Source organism: Denitrobacterium sp., assembly GCF_056180635.1.
In genome coordinates this window covers 1-17,307 of the sequence record NZ_JAZZJS010000045.1, presented here as the reverse complement: position 1 = coordinate 17,307, position 17,307 = coordinate 1, and the positions used below count along the sequence as shown (strand labels likewise).

Below are 17,307 nucleotides of genomic sequence, written 5' to 3'. Positions count from 1 at the left end.
GAGAGATGCAATTCGAACCTGTATGGGGCATACCCATCGCGCTGTACCTTTTCCTGGCTGGCCTGGGCGGCGGCGCGTTCATTACCTCGGCGTTTGTGGCTTGGAAGCACCCGCATGCTGTAACCACGCGCAAGATCGGGCACTACATCGCCCCCGTGGTGGTGGCCGTGGGCCTGGTGCTGCTGATGGTGGACGCGAAGGGCGGCCTGCTTCATCCGCTGCGCTTCGCCCTGCTGGTGCATAACGTGGGCTCGGTGATGACCTGGGGCGTCTACTTCCTCGCGGTATTCGAGGTGATTGCCCTGGTGGTTGCCGTGATGGAATTTCGCAGTATCGCCATTCCGCGCTGGCTCGACATCGTGGGCGTCGTGTTCGCGGTGTGCGTGGGCGCGTACACCGGCTGCCTGCTGGGCGTGGTGAAGACGTACCCGCTGTGGAACAACGCAATTCTCCCCGTGCTGTTCCTGGTCTCGGCCGTGTCCACGGGTGCGGCGGCCGTCGTGCTTGGGTCGCTTGCCATCGCGCCCGCCGAAGCCGAGTCGCTTCCGGCGCTCAAGCGCGCCCACTATTGGCTTCCCATCGTGGAGCTGGTGCTGGTGGCGGCCATGCTGTTCATCGTGAACTCCGCGAACGCAACGGCGCATGACACGGTGGTCAGCTTGCTGGCTGGGCCGTTTGCCCCCGCCTTCTGGATCGCGTTCGTGCTGCTGGGGCTTGTGCTTCCCGCGCTCATCGAGACGTTCGAGCTGTTCGTGGCTAAGGGCGCACCTTCGCGTGCGCTGGGCATGGGCAGCGAAGCGGGCGTGCTCATCGGCGGCTTTGCGCTTCGTGCGCTCATCGTCTTGGCGGCCCTCCCCGCCACCATAGTCGTGTCGTTCGCATAGCGCGGCGACCCCTCTATTGTTCCTCCCGACGCATGCGGATCTCCCTCACGTTCGCATGCGTCTTCGTTTTCTGCGTCGCATGTTGCCCATTGCGCGTCTAAGCGCTGGTGGGACGGGTATACTTGGTGCCTGATATCTGCAAGTGCTCGTTCCGGCGCAGTTGAATAGGAGGCCCTATGGCTCGCACTCTCGATTTTCCCGGTTACGCAAGCGACGTGATTCGCGCGTTCAGCACCGGCGGCGTATTGCTTACCACGAAAGCCGGCGACTCGGTGAACAGCATGACGCTGGGCTGGGCTTCTATTGGCCTCGAGTGGTTCAAGCCCATCTTCACCGCCTACATTCGCGAGGGTCGCCATACGGTGAGCATGCTCGAAAAGAACCCCGAGTTCACCATCAGCGTGCCGAAGGGGGCCGGCGCCAAGCAGATTCTGGAAATTTGCGGCTCGCGTTCGGGGCGCGACGTGAACAAGGTGGAGGAAGCTGGCCTACAGCTGGTGGAGCCGCGCGTGGTGAGCGTGCCCGCGGTGGCGCAGCTGCCGCTTACCCTGGAGTGCCGCGTGCTCTATACGCAGGCGCAGGACATCGCGGCCATGCAGCCCGACGAGCAGCAGTGGTATCCGCAGGACAAGCCCAGCACGTTCGTGGGCGCCAACAAGGACACGCACATCGCGTTCTACGCCGAAATCGTCGACGCGTATCTGCTGTAGGTCGCGGCGCTTTTCGCTGTCTATCTGGGAATAGTTCGGGGTCGCCTGCTTGTGCGGGCGACCCCGTTTCATGTGCGGGCGTTGCGTGGCCTGCGCGTTGGCGCAGCCGCTACGGGCGCGTGTTAGTGCGCAACCGTCAAATCGCCTGGCTTGAGGCTGATGAGGATGTTCGAAGCGATCTCCATTTCCTCGCTGCTGTCGGCCTGCAGGGGGAAGTCGATGTCCGCTTCCACGATGCAGCCCGTGCCCACGTAGGCGCCGTAGACGTACTCCTTCGAGTTGTCGTACTGGTAGAGCATCCAGAAGTTGTCGATGCTTTCCCGTTGCGTATTGCTATCGCCGTTCCACCAGGACTCTTCCAGCTGGCTGCCATCCATGCCGGTGGTGTTGTTGAATCCGAACACCTTCACGGTCATGTTGTACTCGGAGTTGAAGTACGTCGCACCGTCGCCGTTGGCCGATTCGCTCAGCAGCGTGAAGCCGGCGGGCAGGGTGCAGCTAAATCCGTAGCGCGCGTTAGCGTAGTCGATGCCTGCCGTGCTGGAGCTGCCTGAATTGGGCTTTGCGTCGTTCGAGCTGGAATTCGAGGATGAGCCGTTGGGGCTCGAGGAGTTTTTGCTATCCGAGGAATTGCCCGAGTTCGAGGAGCTGCCGGAGTCTTTCTTGTCGCTTGCGCTGGGCTGGCTATTCGTTACTGCGCTTGGCGCAGTGGAGGTGGCGGCGAGGTTCACGAGCGTGCCCATCATGACGGTTGCGAAGAATACGGTGGCTGCGATGTAGAGGGCGAACAGCACCGAGACGACCACTTTCACGGACTTTTCCCACTTGCACGACTTCATCCACATGAGAATCATGCCCACGGGCCAGAGGAAGATGAGGAAGAGGATGACGACCCAGGTTTTGCCGTCCCAGGGGCCGGTAGGGGCGGGCGGCATGGTGCCGGGAGGCGTGTAGCCGGGGTGGGGCGAGGTTGCGTTGGGGTTCGCGGGCCCTGCTTGCGGCGGCATTACCGCGGTGGCTTCCGCGGGTGGCGGGGGAGGCGTTTGCCGTGGGTTTGGTTCTGGCGTTTCCGCAGGTTGCTGGCTTGTGCATGGCGGATCCAGCCGTTCGCCGCATGAGGGGCAGAACTTAGAATCGTCGGAAACCTCGGCATTGCAGTTCGGGCAAAACATGATGACTCCCTTCCCCCAGGTAGCTGTGCCGTGGGCGGGCGTCGCCGGGAAACGGCACCAATACGCCCACAATTATGGCACGCGCCGCGACGACGCTCAAGAAATTCGACACGGGTGAAAATGGGGCTTGCGCGGCAGTGGGGTGCGGGGTATAGTGCAGCGCATGATATCTGTTCAGGGCGAGGTGAAATTCCTCACTGGCGGTAAAGGGCGCAAGCCCCAAGTCCGCGACCCGCGCAAGCGGCTGATCTGGTGCGAATCCAGAACCAACGGTTACAGTCCGGATGGAAGAACGGAACTGAAGCGCGGCCTAGGGCCGTGCTGTACATGCCGTGCGCATGTCTTCGGTTGCTACGCCCGTCAGGTTTCTGGCGGGCATTTTTCATGCCCGGCCCGCGTGAATACGCACGTGGGAGAGCGGTGGGCCGCGTGCCCACCTGGCAACGAGAGGATATGCGATGGCGAACGAGCATCCGAAGAACGCGTTCGAAGCCGCGATGGCCGCAGCTCGCGACGCCGCTTCGGGCATCGCGCGCGGCGTGCAGCGCGCCGCTGACGAGCGCTTCATGCGCCAGGCAATCGAGCTAGCTCGCTCCGCTGCGGGTTGGACGAACCCAAACCCCCTGGTAGGCGCCGTGGTCGTGAAGGCTGGACGCGTTATTGGCCAGGGATGCCACGAGCGCTTCGGCGAGGCTCATGCAGAGCGCAACGCGCTTGCCGCTTGCGTTGCCGCGGGGGAGGACCCGGCGGGTGCCACCGTGTACGTGACCCTTGAACCCTGCAGTCATACGGGACATCAGCCTCCGTGCGCCGATGCTCTCGTGGAGGCTGGCGTGGCGCGCGTGGTCATTGGCAGCCGCGACCCGAACCCGCTGGTGAGCGGCAGCGGCGTGGAACGCTTGCGTGCCGCGGGCGTGCAGGTCGAGCAGGATTGCCTGTGCGCGGAATGCGATGCGTTGAACCCCGTATTCTTCCACTACATCACGAGTCGCAAGCCATACGTGGTTGCCAAGTGGGCCATGACGGCCGATGGGAAGATTGCCGCGGAGTCGGGTGATGCGCGCTGGGTTTCTGGTGAGGCGTCGCGCGCCGACGTGCATGACCTGCGCCATCGTCTTGCGGCTATCTGCGTGGGCGTGGGCACGGTGCTTGCCGATGATCCCATGCTCACGTGCCGCCGCGCGGGAGCATCGAATCAGCCGCTGCGCGTGGTGGTCGACAGCCATCTGCGTATCCCCCTTGAAAGCGCGCTCGTGCGTTCGGCGAAGGATACGCCACTGCTGGTGGCGCACGCCGATGGCGCCGACGATGCGTGTGCTGCCCTGGAGGCGGCAGGCGTTTCCCTCGTGCGCCTACCTGGTGCCGATGGGCGCGTGGATTTCGCGGCGCTCTTGAGCTACCTAGGCGAACGCGAGGTCGATTCGATGCTGCTCGAGGGTGGCTCGTCGCTGCTGGCAACGGCCTTCGAGTTGGATGCGGTCGACGAAGCGGTGGTGTACCTGGCCCCGAAGATCGTGGGCGGCTCGCATGCGAAGACGCCCGTGGGCTCGATGGGCCTTGAGTGCATGGCCGATGCGCTGCAACTGGGCACCCCGCGGCTTGAGGTGCTGGATGGCGACGTCAAGCTGGTGTATTCCCTGCGAGGAGGCCCCTGCGTGGCGGCCTCGCACGTCGAGAGGAGCATCTGATGTTCACGGGCATTGTCGAGGAAGTGGGCTCGGTACGGCGCATGCCGCCGCGCGGGCAGGCGGGCAAGATCGTCATCGCGTGCCGCACCGTGCTGGAAGGCACGCGCATCGGCGACAGCATCGCCACCAATGGCGTGTGCCTTACGGTCGCGTCTCTGGGCGAAGGCGAGTTTTCGGCTGACGTGATGCCGCAGACGTTGAGCGCCTCCAACCTGGGGGAACTTGCCCCGGGTAGCCCCGTCGACCTGGAGCGCGCCATGCCGGCGGACGGACGTTTCGGCGGGCATATCGTGTCGGGGCATATCGATGGCGTGGGCGTAATCACGCAGCGACGCCCCGAGGGCAACGCGGTGCGCGTGCGCATTCGCACGCAGGCGCGCATCGCCGAGCTGGTGGTGCCGCAGGGGTCCATTGCCATCGACGGCATTAGCCTCACGGTTGCGAGCGTGCACGGCAACGAATTCGAGGTCTCGATCATTCCGCATACGGGCGCCCAGACGGTGCTTCTTGGCAAACGACCTGGCGATACGGTGAATCTGGAAAATGACATGCTCGGCAAGTACGTGCGCAAGCTGCTGGGGCGCGAACCCCAGGCCGAGGCGCAGGCCGGTCATGCGGCCGACCCCGCGGGGCTCACGATGGAATTTCTCGCGCGAAATGGTTTCTAGCGCGTAATTCGGAACTGGCTTCTTACGGAGAGAGGAACGCATATGAAATTGAACACGGTACAGGAGGCGATTGCGGAGCTGCAGATGGGGCATCTCATCATGGTGGTCGACGACCCCGATCGCGAGAACGAGGGCGACCTTATCTGCGCGGCCGAGTTCGCTACGCAGGAGAACGTGAACTTCATGGCTACGCACGCCAAGGGGCTCATCTGCATGCCCATGAGCTGGGAGCTTGCGCATAAGCTGAACTTCCAGCAGATGGTTTCCGAGAACACCGACAATCACGAGACGGCGTTCACCGTCTCCATCGACCATGTGAACACTACCACGGGCATTTCCGCTGCGGAGCGCAGCTTCACGGCCATGAAGTGCGTCGACCCCGATGCGCGTCCCGAGGATTTCCGCAGGCCGGGGCATATGTTCCCGCTGGTGGCGAAGCGCGGTGGCGTGCTCGAGCGTAATGGCCACACCGAGGCCACCGTCGACTTGCTGCGCCATGCGGGCATGAGGCAGTGCGGCCTGTGCTGCGAGATCATGCGCGAGGATGGCTCGATGATGCGCACGAGCGAGCTGGTCGAAAAGGCGCGCGAGTGGGACCTCTGCTTCATTTCCATCAAGCAGCTGCAGGATTACTGCCGCACGCATGACAACCATATGCGCTCGGCGGGTTCCGCGAAGCTGCCCACGAAGTATGGCGACTTCCAGATTCACGGCTTCGTGAACGACATCACGGGCGAGGAGCACGTCGCGCTGGTGAAGGGCGACATCGGCGACGGACGCAACGTGCTGTGCCGCGTGCACTCCGAGTGCCTAACCGGCGACGCGTTCGGCAGCCATCGGTGCGACTGCGGCGACCAGCTGCATAGTGCGATGCGCCAGATCAACGACGAGGGTCGTGGCGTGCTTCTGTACATGCGCCAGGAGGGGCGCGGCATTGGCCTGATGAACAAGATCCGCGCGTATGCGCTGCAGGAGCAGGGCATGGACACCGTCGAAGCCAACGTGGCGTTGGGCTTCGAACCCGACCTGCGCGAGTACTGGTCGGGTGCGCAGATTCTGCGCAACCTGGGCTGCCGCAGCATTCGCCTGCTCACCAATAACCCGGAAAAGGTGTATGGCCTGGGCGATTTCAACCTGGAGATTGTGGAACGCGTGCCCATCGAGATCGAGCCGCAGGAGCACGACCGTGCGTACCTCGAGACGAAGCGCTCGAAGATGGGGCATGTGTTCGAGAGCATTCTGCAGGAACCCGTGACGGCATAGGGAATGGCATTCGTTCGTAAGAATTTGGGAAAGGAGCCGGATATGGCAATCAACGTAATCGAGGGCAAGGTAGTTAACGAGGGTCTGCGCGTGGGCATTGTGGTGGCGCGTTTCAACGAGTTCATCACGGGCAAGCTGCTGGATGGAGCGATTGACGGACTGGTGCGCCACAACGTGCCCGAGCAGAACATCACCGCCGCCTGGGTGCCGGGCGCGTTCGAGATTCCCCTGGTGGCGCAGCGTATGGCCGAGAGCGGCAAGTTCGATGCCGTTATCTGCCTGGGTGCGGTTATCCGCGGTGCCACCAGCCATTACGACGTGGTGTGCAACGAGGTATCCAAGGGCATCGCGCAGGTGTCGCTGAAGGCGGGCATCCCCGTAATGATGGGCGTACTCACCTGTGATACCATCGAGCAGGCCATCGAGCGCGCTGGTAGCAAGGTGGGCAACAAGGGCAGCGAGTGCGCGCTGGGGGCCATCGAGCTCTGTAATGTCATGGGGCAAATCTAGCGTTTTGCGGTAGCGGCGTTGTTTGCGCGCTGCATCGTTTAGGGTAGAGCTACGGGGCGATCGGCTGGCCGGTTGCCCCGTTTGCTTACGTGCGTTCGAGAGGAGCGGGCATGAAGCCCTCCACGTTGGTTTTTGATTATGACGGCACGCTGCATGACAGCATGTACGTGTATGCCGATGCGTTTCCCGCGGGATACCAGACGCTGGTGGATGCGGGGAAGGCTCGTCCGCGCACGTTTGCACGCGAGGAATTGGAGCGCAACCTGGGCTTGAACGTATTCGAGGCCTGGGCGCGCCTGGCGCCCGAGATTCCGTGGGAGGTGGCCGAGCCGGCGGCGCTGCACGTGAAGGATGTCATGCTTCAGGCTGTGGCGGCGGGCAAGGCACGGCTGTACGATGGCGTTCCTCAGATGCTCGATGCTGTGAAGGCAACAGGGCATACGCTGGTGTTTCTGAGTAATTGCGCGACGGAGTATCAGGAGGTCGCGCGCAAGGCGTTTGATCTGGATCGGTGGTTTTCCGGGTATTACAACGCTCAGCAGTTCGATTACGCGCCCAAGGAAGAGATCTTCAAGTCCATCGAGCGTGATTTCGAGGGGCCGTTTATTGCCATTGGCGATAGGCATAAGGATATTGCCTTGTCAGCGGCGCATAGCTTGCCATGCATTGGCTGCCTGTATGGCTTTGGCACGCCCGAAGAGCTGGCGGATGCCACCGAGCTCGCGCATGCGCCCGCGGAGATTCCCGCGCTCGTGGCGCGCATTGAGGCTGCTCGCGCGTAGCGGGGCGGCATAGCTGTGCGTGAACAGCGGCGGTGCTGAGGTGTGGAGTCGCTGCGCGGTCACGCGCGAACGGCGGTGCCGAGGTGCGTGGTCGCTGCGCAGTCGCGCTACTGTTCATCTGGCCGTTTGCGGGTGATGGCGATGCATCCCGTCCGTTTGAGTGGGTGGGTGGTGACGGCGGCGCGTGCGCAGCGATGGCGTGAATCCGATGGCCGCTGGCCCTAATCGTTTGAACGGTGAAGCGCCTAGAACTACGCCTTGCGAACGGGGTGTCGTACGACGGTTTTTAGTTTCTCGGGGTTGGTCTTGCTCGGGTCGGAGAGGTAGATCTCGTGGTGCCTGCGATCGTCCGAGAAGTCGAGTTCGTAGCCCTGTGATGCTGCGAACTCGTGCATAAGGTCGATGGTTGCGGGTTCGTTATCGTAGCAATGTGCATGCATTGGACGCAGGTGCTCTCGTTTAGCTCGATGAGATGCACATGCGAGAGGTCGAGCTTCTTCTTTGCGGAGGCGGTTTCGATTGCCCAGGCGAACTGCGTATCGTCGACGAATTCGGGTACGCGAATGGCCGAGACCCAATGGAACGTCGACTTGTCGGTATAGTCGACGCCAGCGATGCCGGGCTGCCACCAGAAGCCCTCCAGCGGCGGGACAACGTATTCGTAGAAGCCGGGGATGACGTGGTCGGTTTTGTAGCTCATCTTTAGCGTGTAGGCCACGGCGTAGAGAGCGCCCACGGCATTTGAGTATGCGCCGTTTTCTTCGTTGGGGTCGCCCGATCCTTCTACGGCGATGAAGCGCATGTTTGGCACTTCGATAATGACTGGCTTCGTCTTGGGGTGGTATAGGTCGCGGTATTCCTTCTTGAAGTCGAATGCCATGGCGTGCCCTCCCTTGTGAGTGGATTACGTCGTACAGGTTGTATATCAGGTGCCGAGCGGTCTGGCAATGGGGGTGCCGGTGGTTGGTGTCCGATTGCTGATAATGCCTGCTTGACGATTGGGCGTTGGCTGTTTAATTCTTTGTTGTTTGCCGGTCGGGAATAAAACAAACCCCGCCTGCGCTTGTGATTGGCGCAGGCGGGGTTTGCGTTTGTGAGATGTTCGCGCTCGAACTAGCTTACAGCTCCAGCTTGGCGATGCGCTGCATGGCCTCCTTGGTGGCCTCGGCGTCGCCGAAGGCGGTAAGACGAATGTAGCCTTCGCCCGAGGGGCCGAAGCCCGCGCCCGGCGTGGTGATGATGTTGGCCTGCGTGAGCAGCACGTCGAAGAACTCCCAGGAGCCCATGCCCTCGGGCGTCTTGCACCAGACGTACGGGCTGTTCACGGCACCGTATACGGTGAAGCCAGCGGCTTCCAGGCCTTCCTTGATCACGCGTGCGTTCTGGCGGTAATAGTCGAGCGTTTCCTCGATCTGGCGTTTGCCTTCGGGCGTGTAGATGGCGGCGGCGCCACGCTGGATGATGTAGCTAGCACCGTTGAACTTCGTGGTCTGGCGGCGGTTCCACATGGCGTTCAGGCTCTGGCCCTGGCGCACCAGGTCCTTCGGGACGACGGTGTAGCCGCAGCGTGCGCCCGTGAAGCCGGCCGTCTTCGAGAACGAGCGGAACTCGATGGCGCAGGTCTTGGCGCCGGGTACCTCGAAGATGCTGTGGGGTACGTTGTTTTCGGTGATGAAGCGCTCGTATGCGGCGTCGAATAGGATGATGGAGTCATGCTCGTTGGCGTAGTCGACCCAGACTTTCAGCTGGTCGAAGTTGAGGACGGTGCCCGTGGGGTTGTTGGGCGAGCACAGGTAGATGATGTCGGCGTCGCGCTCGGGCAGGGCGGGGCAGAAGTCGTTCTCTGCGGTGGTGGGCATGTAGACGATGTTCGTCCAGTTCTGGGCGGCTTCGTCGTAGTCGCCCGCGCGGCCGGCCATGGCGTTAGTGTCCACGTACACGGGGTAGACGGGGTCGCAGACGGCAACCACGTTGTCCACGTCGAACAGGTCGCCGATATTGCCGCAGTCGCTCTTGGCGCCGTCGGAAACGAAGATCTCGTCGGCGGCGATGTCGACGCCGCGGGCTGCGAAGTCGTTCTCCACGATGGCGTTGCGCAGGAAGTCGTAGCCCTGCTCGGGGCCGTAGCCGTGGAAGTTCTCGCTGGTGGACATGTCGTTGACCGCGTCGTGCATAGCTTCCAGTACTGCGGGAACCAGCGGGCGCGTGACGTCGCCGATGCCCATCTTGATCATCTTCGCGTCGGGGTGCTCTTCCATGTAGCGCGCCGTGCGGTGGGCGATTTCGGTGAACAGATAGCTGCCGGGCAACTTGGCGTAATTTGCGTTGACTTTGGCCATGCGGGCTCCTTCCGCGTGTTCGCTTTTTGTTGGCGCCCATTATAGGAGAACGCTACGTGCGTAAATCCCTCACGCGCTTTAGCCCATCAAAGTGACAGGGAATGGAAACGCCGCTGCAATCTTTGGCTAGATGCAGGCGGCGTATATTGTGTTCTCGTTGGGGCAAATGCAGCGAATTGTTCCATGCGTAAATACTGATTCTCGGCAATCGAGAGACATGGCATGGTTGGATTCGTGCTGAATTATGGCATGGACACGTGGGCATCCTTCTTATCGTGCTGTTGGGTCTTCTGGAAAAGACACGCCCTCTTGTTCGGCTTGTTGCTGAGCCATCGTCTTTTTGGCTATGTTTTGGTCGCTTTGCTTACGAGCGGCTATAGCAGCGAAGGCCGCTACTATTCCCTCCGTGGAAAGGTCGGGTATCGCAGCGGTAGGCGTTGCATCCATAGTCTTCGCACCCATGGGAGCAGCGTTTCCATGGGTGCTATCGACATTGGCTGAAGTATTGCTGGTAGGAGTAATAATGCTAGCCGCCGGTTTAGCTTCCTCAACAGGAGCAGCAGAGGAAGCAGAGGAATTACCGCTATTGTTCCTCCTGTAAGCAGCTGCAATAGCATCAGCAATCTTTCTGGCAGCATCAGAAGCGCCATTCAGCACGGGCTTCTTAGTATCCTCAGTTGTACCTTCGGCTATGTCAAACTCGAATTCATCCTCGTCACTGTCTTCGCTATTGTCTTCTCTATTCTCTATGCTCTTTTGTTGGAAGCGGAGTTCACGACGTATGTATTCAGGAGTTGCGGGGTTTTGCAAGAGTGCATCCCTGACTGCGGTACTTGTGTCGTCCGCAAGCGCCTCCATCAGTATAATTGTGAGGAATGGGCTCGAGGCGAGTGCCATCCGCACGCTGGCGCTTTGGTCGCGGGACAGTTGGAGTAGTATCGATTCATCTGTGCTTGGGTTATCGCACAGGGCGCTCCGAACGTCTTCGTTGTCGCATTGGGACAAAGCTTTAAGCGTGGCTTGTGGGGTATGAGGATTTCGCGCGACTCGTTCTTGCGGGGTGCAATGCGGCGCTACGTCTCTTGCCACGCCTGTGTAGAGTACAATTGGAAATCCGCAATGGGGGCAAGCGGTTGCGAGTTCCGAAGCCGGATGATTGCAGGCTGGGCATATAGAGATTGGGGAATGCGAATCCATGGTTCTCTTTTCGGAAGCGGGGTTTGCTTTAGAACAGCGTCGGAGTGTCGCGAGCTGCCTTCTTTTCGATTTCGGCATACGCCTTTGCAACAATGTTCGGCTCGGACGATATGAGTTCGCTTAGGTCGCTGATGGTTTTAAGCTGATGACAAGCGAATCGCGGAGTTCCATCATCTGTCTCGTCCGTTTTGTATAGAACGACGGGCTTTCCGTCGCTTAAGAGCTGATGCATGTTCCGTAAGCTTCCCTTGCTGACGGAGGTCCTACCAAATCGGTTGGTGTACGTGCTTTGCCACATTACGAGACCGAAATCGGCGTCTTGCCCCATGGCGAAGTCTTTCGCCGTCTCCAATTCGCGCTGGTTGCGTACGTTTCCTGCTTTGTCCGTTTTCGCTTCTTCGCCCGGGTCGATCTTTTGGATGCCCCATGCATCAAGCATGCTCTTTGCACGTGGCTTATCTCGAACGGTGTACACGGTGACGTTTTCGTACAACTGTGACTTGAGGTACTTCAGGACGGTTGAATCGACACCTCGTTCCGAATCGCCGACGATGATGTCAAAACCTGACTCGATTATTTTATCGAGTCGTGTTTTGACTTCTTCGGGCAAATCCGGAATGTTTCGCGAGCCGCTAATGAATATCGTTGTCATTGGGTGAGCTGCCTTTCACTCCGCCGTATAGGTTTTTGCATAGCGAGAGGAAATATACCTCATGCGCATTCTTTTCTTTGAGTGCTCGCAAGCAGGCTCTAAGGGTTGCTCCCTCGCCATAGGTGTCATCGATGAGTAAAACAATCTTGCCATTAACGCTGTCGTTGCAGGTAACATCTCCCGGCGCCAACTCGGTTCCGCTCGGTCTGTTTTTCGATTCTACGTTAGATCTTTTAGTGAGTGCCTGGCTGTAATGGTATCCGTATGCGGAGATCAGCTGCGCCAGTTTATATACTGGCTGCAGCTTTCTCTTTTTCGATGACGGGGCGGGCACGATTGTGATGTCCGTGCTTGTGTTCCCTCCCGTTAGCGTGCTGATTACGTCGCATTCGGTTATTCTTTTTGCAATTTCCTTCAGGATGTTTTCCTTTAGCGAATCATCTATGTCCATGCCGTACTTCAAGGTGTGGATGAACGATCCGAATGTTGAGTACGCGCTTCCCATGCCGCCAATGCGCTTTTCGGTATACGGCTGAAGCGCAACGCCTCGCTTCAAGCCGCATTCTTCGATTGGGAGCAAGATGTTCGATCCGCATCCTCCCTTCTGGGGAATGCAGTATTTTGCCCCATGGATAACCGTGCTCGGCATGAGAGTCTCCATACCGCACGCAATGCACCGGTTTGGATTGCCGAGGAGGGGCTCGCTTGCCGTTTCGCTTTGCGGGGCGGATTCCATCTCAATAGAAACTAGATGGTCATCATCGAGGCCATTGTCGCCGTTCGATGTCGCATAACCGTCTCCTTCGAAGCGTACTCCGAGGCTGTTTTCCCTCATGGTCGTCAACAGCTCATCTGCCGCTTTAGATCCCAGCTTCTGTGCCTCGTTGAGGTAATAGTAGGCTTGCTCGTAATCCTTGGTCCCTGTTCTGCCTTCGAGAAAGGTTATGCCGCGCTCTATGAGCCCGTCTACGTTGTCCATGGTTTTCTCCTGCCGAGATTTCGAGCTTGCGCTATCGTGCAAGTAGCAGTACGAGACAGATAAGGTTGATGGCCCCTATCCCTAAAGCTGCGTATGCCGGAATGAGCAATTTCTTGATGTTCGTATTCGTGCTTTCGGTGAACTCGTTTGCTGCTTGCTGCAGCTCGGAAATTGATGATGTAGTTGCGGATTCCAGAGATTCGATCTGACTGGAAAGATTCTGTTTGAGCTCGGATAGCTTTTCGTTAGTCGTTGCCAGGGTCTTATTGTTGTCTTCCTGTATTGTTGCCCTGAATTCGTCCAGCGTGGCGGCTTGCGACTCTTTGAAGGAGGCGAAGCTGTCGTCGACTATTCCGCGGAGTTTTTCGCATGTGTCGCTGAGCGCCTCTTGCGTGGATGCTAGGTTGGCGTCCATTTGCTTTGCTGTTTCGAGTCGCTGTTCGTCAGAGGCTTTTTTCGCATTATCAATCATCGCGTTGCATGCAGCTTCGCTTCCAGCGGTGATTTTCTCCAGGCCGCTGTCGACGGAGCTGGCAATCGAATCTAGCCTTTTTGCTGTTTCCAGGCGTATCTCTTCGGAAGCGGAGCGAGTGCTTTCGGTTGCGGCATCGCATGCGGACTGGGTTTTCAGGGTCATCTGCTCTAGACCCTTTTCAACCGTGCTTGAAAGCAGCTCAATCTGCTTTGTAGTACTTAGTCGTTGTTCGTCTGCTGCCTTCTGAGCGTTGTCGAGCATTGCTGCTGAAGCGCGATGTTGCGAGGCGACAATCTGTACCATTGGGTCAAGGGTTTCAAGAAGCCGAGAGGCGGTTGCCGTTGCTTCCTCGCTCGCCGTTGTCGCGTTTTCGAGCTGTTTAGTCGAGCTTGATATCAGCGCCTGTAAGCTGTCTGCGTCTTCGCAGAGCGTCTCTATGGCTCTGTCGAGTAGATCGATATTCGCCTTCTTTGAACCCATTATCTTCCTCTTTTCCAGACCGATCGAAGTTTGGTGTCTGCCATTGTGATTAGGCGCGTTAATGTGACTGCGTCGTTAAGCTGGTCGTATGTTTGCCTTACGCGTTTAGGTGCGTGCTTTATCACCGCGTATCCGAACGCATCTTTAGCGTCATCGCTTGCGCGCTCGAGAAGGCGGAGCGTTTGCCCGAAGAGCTTGTCGGGATCCAGCTCGTCGTACTCAGGCATCTCTGAAGCGATGAATGCAAATTGACTCTCGATGTCTTCATCGGAGAAGCCGTTAGACAGAAGCCTCGCCATCATGGTTGACCATTCTAGGCCGATGTTAGCGTGAAAACTCTCGCGATAGCGGTCGCAAAGTGCAGCGATAGAGGCAAGTTCACCTTCGTCTTTTAATTTATCAACCTGAATGGTTGGGTCGTCGGTTAGCTCGTATGTCATAAACAGCTTTAGCCATGTCTCGATGTGCGTGGAATCGCGAACGATAACGTCTAGCTGGTCGTTGCTTTCGGTGTCGAGGCGGAAGTAGCTGTTGATGTAATTGCGGATGTCTTGCTCGCTGCGTTTGGATTCGCAGAGTTCCAACATGTTGCCTATCGCGCGGCGCCTGCTGAAGACGATGTTGTCGTTCGTCCAAAGCAGAAGGGCGTCAATGAGGCCGATGAGCTTTTTGCCTGCTGGAGCCTCATTGTATGCATTCACGTATTTACGATGCGCGGGGGAGGGATTATTGAACGAAAAGGTCGGGTTATGCCTTCTGATGTACGTCTCGAGGTGCTCTTTTACGAGTGGCTCGCTTTCGCCATCGATTTCCCGTAATTCAACATCGTAAACTCTCTTTGCATAGTCGATAGTCCAATCTGTGACAATTCCGAGAATGGCCAGTTTGTACAGGGCGTCTTGGGTTTCAATACGCACTTCGGCCTTGTTCGTCTTGCCATTTTTCATGCGTTCGACTGCTTTTTCCCAGGTTAGTTCATGTACGAGGTCAAATTTCGGGAATGCGTGTCCGCTTGCATTTCTGTTTCTGAATAGCCACTTAAACGTTTCGATGATAGCGTAGCGCTCGATTTGCCAGTCTTCATGGTTTCCGCTCCAGAGGAAGAAAAGGGTGTCTAAGTCGCCGCTGAGGTTGGGCTGCAGGTCAATGATTTCTTCTACTGACGTCGACTCTTCGAATAGGCGCCGCACGTCATTGACGTCATTGTCGTCGGAAAAGAGAATGTAGCATTCGGAATCGTTGTTCACGGAATCTCGTCCCGCGCGGCCCGCCTCCTGATAAAACGCCTCGATTGACCAGGGGAGGCCATTGTGAATCGTGTAACGAATATTCTTCTTGTTGACGCCCATGCCGAATGCCTTGGTGGCGCAGATTACCGTGAATTGGTTGTCCAGAAATTCTTCCTGTATGCGCGAGCGCTCGTCTTTTCTGCCTCCATGATACGAATCCGCCTGTATGCCTCGTTCCTTTAGGTGAACGAGTGTTCCTTCGCAGCTCGAAGACGCCTTGTAGGGGCTGTTTCTGATGTTGGAGAATATGATTCCACAGATGGAGTCTTTGCCCCGTTGCTCGAAGATTGATTCGACTTTTTCCGTTTGCTGGAAATGCCGGTTAATGCTATCGAGAATGCTGTCGAGCTTTTCCTCTCGATCTTGTTCGCCGGTGCGTACGATGTGGTATTTGAGCTCGGGTCTGTCCAGACTTGTTGAGGTCTGAACATTCGCCTTTGTTATCTCTAGCTCGCATAACAAGTCCTCAAGTACGTTTCTTGACGCAGTTGCGGTGAGGGCGATTATTTTTGCTTCGGGGCAGAATTTTTTAATTGTCCCGTATAGCTTTAGGTAAGACACTCTGAAGTCGTGTCCCCATTCGGAGAGACAGTGCACTTCGTCGATGACGGCGTACGCAAAATGCTTATGCGCAGATATCTCACTGAGTCTTTGTCGGAAGTCGGTGGTCTGGAATCGTTCGGGCGATATCCAGACGAAGAAATGTTTGCCGTTGCCAAATGCGTCCAGGACGACGTTCTTTTCGGAGCGTTCCATCTGGCTGTCAATGCGACCCACGCGATCAATTCCGAATTCGTGCGAGTTAAGTTCCTGGTCTTGAATGAGGGAAATGATGGGGCATACGACAAAGTTTACGCACGGTTGTAGCAGACATGCCATTTGGTAGCACAGTGATTTTCCTGAGCCCGTTGGCAATATGCCCAATGTGGCGCTTCTAGCAAGTGCTTTTCTGATTATGCCGGCTTGGCCCGGTCTAAATGTGTCATAGCCGAAAAGGTAATTGAGGAAGAAGTCCAATGCTCGGTCGACTTCGCTTCGTCTAGCGAGGTCGGTCGTGTTGTACGTAATGGGGTCTGCTTGAGAAACCGAAAAATAGTCTTCAGTTTCGTAGTAGTCGTTTCTGGCGTATACGGTTGCGGGTGCGGATTCGAGCTCCGACCATGCCTTGGTTGCGGAGATATCTAGCCTAATGTCGGGAAGTTCGTTCGAAAGCGATAGCTTGGGGCGAACGAATGGCTTATCCAGGAGAATGCAAATGTTTTCTAGCAGGTCGAAGATGTCTTCAACTGCGGCGGTTATGAGGGCATCGGCGTCGATGTCGGGTCTGTCACAGGTAAAGTCAAGGTTCCAGGACGAAGCGCTTGGGGATAGCGCCCCTCTTTTCATGAGGGTGACCAGGGCTATTTGGGTACGAAGGGCGATCTCAAAGGCGAATGACGTACTTTCGTCCCGATCTTCCTCGGACTCCTCGTCTTCTTCGAACCTTTTGCAGAGCAAATGAGCGGCTCGTTCGGCGCTTAGCTCGTCGGTTTTGATTCTTATGCTATCGATGCCGTTTGTTTTTAGGTATAGATCACGTTCTCGGTCGAGAAACGATTGCGGCCCTCTATCGTGCTGGGAGCCATCGATTTCGATGACAAGATTCGCCCTCGGGCAATAGAAGTCGACGCATTGCTCAATGAACCGTGAGCTGCATTCAGGGACGATGTCGCTGATTAATGCCTCCGGCAGGATGTAGTTGACGATATATTTCTTGTCCGGCGGGAGGGCGCTTGGGAGTAGCTGCGTAAAGAATTCAGCGGCGGGGTTGTACCTTCCATCTGGGCTTCCCTTGATCGTGTGAGTCCAGATATGCTCGTGGGTGATTAGCTTTCGCACGGGTCGATGTGTGGCAATGCGCGTTGGATTGCCGAGCAGGGTAACGAGTCGTTTGGGGGGATGTGTCGGCGTGCCTCTTTGCAGCAGATTTTCTACAACACACGCGATAGGCGTCCAATCGTTGGGTGCGCCCTTGAATTCCTCGCACCCCAGTAGGACAAAGTTGCTTTGCTTGTAAACGTAAGACGAAGAAAAGCGTTCCATCGCGAGTTAACCGTCCCTCTCCCCTGTTTGAGGGGCAGACGCCACGCGCGCTGGAAACAGAGGAGGACATCCACCCAAGTCGCCAGACAACCTAAAACGCGCAACCACGCATTAGAGGACGGGCAGATGCCCTCCTC

Annotated in this window: 15 protein-coding genes, 1 pseudogene and 1 riboswitch; of the genes and pseudogenes, 7 read left to right on the top strand and 9 right to left on the bottom strand. The window is 57.9% G+C overall.

The genetic code is table 11. The features are described 5' to 3' along the window. Positions 1-5 precede the first annotated feature (5 nt). Positions 6-884, top strand: coding sequence for an NrfD/PsrC family molybdoenzyme membrane anchor subunit (gene nrfD, locus AC04P6_RS04245; RefSeq protein ID WP_475565353.1), 879 nt, complete (start codon positions 6-8; stop codon positions 882-884). Between the two features lie 176 nt (positions 885-1,060). Next, on the top strand, positions 1,061-1,594 hold the full coding sequence (locus AC04P6_RS04240) for a flavin reductase family protein (RefSeq protein ID WP_475565352.1): 534 nt from the start codon (positions 1,061-1,063) through the stop codon (positions 1,592-1,594). Positions 1,595-1,716: 122 nt separating this feature from the next. On the opposite strand, the gene AC04P6_RS04235 is transcribed toward AC04P6_RS04240, so the two are convergent. Together AC04P6_RS04235 and AC04P6_RS04230 are read right to left on the bottom strand one after the other, a co-directional pair. Continuing rightward, positions 1,717-2,529 carry a hypothetical protein gene (locus tag AC04P6_RS04235; protein ID WP_475565387.1) on the bottom strand — a complete coding sequence of 271 codons (813 nt, stop codon included), beginning with the start codon at positions 2,527-2,529 and terminating at the stop codon, positions 1,717-1,719. A 174-nt stretch (positions 2,530-2,703) separates the two neighbouring features. Next, positions 2,704-2,766 (bottom strand): annotated as a pseudogene (locus tag AC04P6_RS04230) (zinc-ribbon domain-containing protein); the annotation flags it as partial. Between the two features lie 166 nt (positions 2,767-2,932). Continuing rightward, positions 2,933-3,066: riboswitch (FMN riboswitch) on the top strand. A gap of 158 nt (positions 3,067-3,224) precedes the next feature. On the opposite strand from AC04P6_RS04230, the gene ribD reads away from it, so the two are divergent. The 5 genes from ribD (at position 3,225) to AC04P6_RS04205 (ending at position 7,677) form a co-directional block, all read left to right on the top strand. Further along, complete coding sequence (gene ribD / locus AC04P6_RS04225; protein WP_475565351.1) at positions 3,225-4,454, top strand: bifunctional diaminohydroxyphosphoribosylaminopyrimidine deaminase/5-amino-6-(5-phosphoribosylamino)uracil reductase RibD; 1,230 nt, start codon at positions 3,225-3,227, stop codon at positions 4,452-4,454. Next, on the top strand, positions 4,454-5,122 hold the full coding sequence (locus AC04P6_RS04220; protein ID WP_475565350.1) for a riboflavin synthase: 669 nt from the start codon (positions 4,454-4,456) through the stop codon (positions 5,120-5,122). Before ribD ends, AC04P6_RS04220 begins: the two co-directional genes overlap by 1 nt. Positions 5,123-5,164: 42 nt before the next feature. Further along, complete coding sequence (locus AC04P6_RS04215; RefSeq protein ID WP_475565349.1) at positions 5,165-6,385, top strand: bifunctional 3,4-dihydroxy-2-butanone-4-phosphate synthase/GTP cyclohydrolase II; 1,221 nt, start codon at positions 5,165-5,167, stop codon at positions 6,383-6,385. Positions 6,386-6,427: 42 nt separating this feature from the next. Further along, positions 6,428-6,895, top strand: coding sequence for a 6,7-dimethyl-8-ribityllumazine synthase (ribH, locus tag AC04P6_RS04210; RefSeq protein WP_475565348.1), 468 nt, complete (start codon positions 6,428-6,430; stop codon positions 6,893-6,895). A gap of 110 nt (positions 6,896-7,005) precedes the next feature. Next, positions 7,006-7,677 (top strand): HAD family hydrolase, encoded by a 672-nt coding sequence (locus AC04P6_RS04205; protein ID WP_475565347.1) that lies wholly within the window; start codon positions 7,006-7,008, stop codon positions 7,675-7,677. A 286-nt stretch (positions 7,678-7,963) separates the two neighbouring features. Here the strand turns inward: AC04P6_RS04205 and AC04P6_RS04200 are convergent, their stop codons facing one another. The 7 genes from AC04P6_RS04200 to AC04P6_RS04170 all read right to left on the bottom strand — a co-directional run bounded on the left by AC04P6_RS04200 (position 7,964) and on the right by AC04P6_RS04170 (position 17,170). Beyond that, positions 7,964-8,557 carry a GyrI-like domain-containing protein gene (locus tag AC04P6_RS04200; protein ID WP_475565346.1) on the bottom strand — a complete coding sequence of 198 codons (594 nt, stop codon included), beginning with the start codon at positions 8,555-8,557 and terminating at the stop codon, positions 7,964-7,966. Between the two features lie 238 nt (positions 8,558-8,795). Then, entirely contained in the window at positions 8,796-10,016 is a 1,221-nt protein-coding gene (locus tag AC04P6_RS04195) for an LL-diaminopimelate aminotransferase (protein ID WP_475565345.1), read from the bottom strand. Positions 10,017-10,286: 270 nt separating this feature from the next. Beyond that, positions 10,287-10,913 carry a hypothetical protein gene (locus tag AC04P6_RS04190; RefSeq protein ID WP_475565344.1) on the bottom strand — a complete coding sequence of 209 codons (627 nt, stop codon included), beginning with the start codon at positions 10,911-10,913 and terminating at the stop codon, positions 10,287-10,289. 328 nt (positions 10,914-11,241) lie between these two features. Beyond that, positions 11,242-11,823: a hypothetical protein gene (locus tag AC04P6_RS04185; RefSeq protein ID WP_475565343.1), complete on the bottom strand. Its 582-nt coding sequence runs from the start codon at positions 11,821-11,823 to the stop codon at positions 11,242-11,244. Between the two features lie 22 nt (positions 11,824-11,845). Continuing rightward, complete coding sequence (locus tag AC04P6_RS04180; RefSeq protein WP_475565342.1) at positions 11,846-12,844, bottom strand: ComF family protein; 999 nt, start codon at positions 12,842-12,844, stop codon at positions 11,846-11,848. Positions 12,845-12,875: 31 nt separating this feature from the next. Then, positions 12,876-13,799 carry a hypothetical protein gene (locus AC04P6_RS04175; protein WP_475565341.1) on the bottom strand — a complete coding sequence of 308 codons (924 nt, stop codon included), beginning with the start codon at positions 13,797-13,799 and terminating at the stop codon, positions 12,876-12,878. Beyond that, positions 13,799-17,170, bottom strand: coding sequence for a RecQ family ATP-dependent DNA helicase (locus tag AC04P6_RS04170; protein WP_475565340.1), 3,372 nt, complete (start codon positions 17,168-17,170; stop codon positions 13,799-13,801). Before AC04P6_RS04170 ends, AC04P6_RS04175 begins: the two co-directional genes overlap by 1 nt. Between the last annotated feature and the right edge of the window lie 137 nt (positions 17,171-17,307).

Coding starts and splice junctions, on each gene's coding strand:
- AC04P6_RS04170 (WP_475565340.1), bottom strand. CDS start 17,170: ATGGAACGCTTTTCTTCGTCTTACGTTTACAAGCAAAGCAACTTTGTC.
- AC04P6_RS04235 (WP_475565387.1), bottom strand. CDS start 2,529: ATGCCGCCCGCCCCTACCGGCCCCTGGGACGGCAAAACCTGGGTCGTC.
- nrfD (WP_475565353.1), top strand. CDS start 6: ATGCAATTCGAACCTGTATGGGGCATACCCATCGCGCTGTACCTTTTC.
- AC04P6_RS04175 (WP_475565341.1), bottom strand. CDS start 13,799: ATGGGTTCAAAGAAGGCGAATATCGATCTACTCGACAGAGCCATAGAG.
- AC04P6_RS04215 (WP_475565349.1), top strand. CDS start 5,165: ATGAAATTGAACACGGTACAGGAGGCGATTGCGGAGCTGCAGATGGGG.
- AC04P6_RS04180 (WP_475565342.1), bottom strand. CDS start 12,844: ATGGACAACGTAGACGGGCTCATAGAGCGCGGCATAACCTTTCTCGAA.
- AC04P6_RS04195 (WP_475565345.1), bottom strand. CDS start 10,016: ATGGCCAAAGTCAACGCAAATTACGCCAAGTTGCCCGGCAGCTATCTG.
- AC04P6_RS04200 (WP_475565346.1), bottom strand. CDS start 8,557: ATGGCATTCGACTTCAAGAAGGAATACCGCGACCTATACCACCCCAAG.
- ribH (WP_475565348.1), top strand. CDS start 6,428: ATGGCAATCAACGTAATCGAGGGCAAGGTAGTTAACGAGGGTCTGCGC.
- AC04P6_RS04205 (WP_475565347.1), top strand. CDS start 7,006: ATGAAGCCCTCCACGTTGGTTTTTGATTATGACGGCACGCTGCATGAC.
- AC04P6_RS04190 (WP_475565344.1), bottom strand. CDS start 10,913: ATGGCACTCGCCTCGAGCCCATTCCTCACAATTATACTGATGGAGGCG.
- ribD (WP_475565351.1), top strand. CDS start 3,225: ATGGCGAACGAGCATCCGAAGAACGCGTTCGAAGCCGCGATGGCCGCA.
- AC04P6_RS04240 (WP_475565352.1), top strand. CDS start 1,061: ATGGCTCGCACTCTCGATTTTCCCGGTTACGCAAGCGACGTGATTCGC.
- AC04P6_RS04220 (WP_475565350.1), top strand. CDS start 4,454: ATGTTCACGGGCATTGTCGAGGAAGTGGGCTCGGTACGGCGCATGCCG.